Consider the following 753-nt stretch of genomic DNA (forward strand, 5'->3'; position numbering starts at 1 on the left):
TTGCCGTCCGCGTCGAGGAACTGGGTTTCGATGACCGCCTGGCGGGCGTCGTTCGTCACGCCGCTGGTCAAATGGTGGAATTCGACCGCCTGGCTCATCACTTGCCTGCCTTGCCGGTGGGCGCGTCGCCTTCGACGACGGCGAAACGATCGGTGAACACGTACCACGCGTACAGGATCTCCAAACGCAGCGCGATCTGGTTGTTGCGTCGCAGGTCGCCCTGACCGTCCGGATCGCCGTACGTGATGGTCTCCAACGGGAGATTGCGCTGCACGCCCCAGTAGATGCCGTTCTTCCAATCGCCCACGATCGCACCGACCTTCGGGACCGTGTAGGTCTCGCCCGTGCCGGGCGCGGTGAACTCGGGCGCGTTGACGGTCGTGGTCACGGACGCGGGGATGCCCTTGAAGCTGTTCATGGTCACGCCGTAGCCGAGCTCCGGGTAAAGCGGGCGCTTCTGCGTGTCCTTCAGGGTGGCGAGGCTGAACGCGAACTCGCGGCTCATGGCGATGCCGTTGACGTCCCAGCCTTCCTTGTCGTTCAAAATCAGGCCGATGGCCTGTTCCACGTCCACGTCCGGACTGGCGGTGCGCGTCACGCGCTTGGTCGTCGCGTTCAGGTAGTTCGTCCACGCGGTGACCGGCTTGCCGGACAGCGGATTGAGACGGTAGAACACGCCCAGGTCGAGCGCGCGGCTCAACGCCTTCGCGCCTTCGGTGGCGAGCTTGTTGATGATGCCGAGCTGGTAGTCGG

Annotated in this window: 1 protein-coding gene; it reads right to left on the reverse strand. The window is 64.7% G+C overall.

The window, feature by feature from the left end; all coding sequences use genetic code 11:
- Window positions 1–97: 97 nt before the first annotated feature.
- Window positions 98–753, reverse strand: a 656-nt coding sequence (locus tag GFD25_RS11950) for a phage major capsid protein (RefSeq protein ID WP_163233122.1), incomplete at its 5' end; no start/stop codon positions are given.

The sequence above is a fragment of the Bifidobacterium aerophilum genome (assembly GCF_010667685.1).
GTDB lineage: Bacteria > Actinomycetota > Actinomycetes > Actinomycetales > Bifidobacteriaceae > Bifidobacterium > Bifidobacterium aerophilum.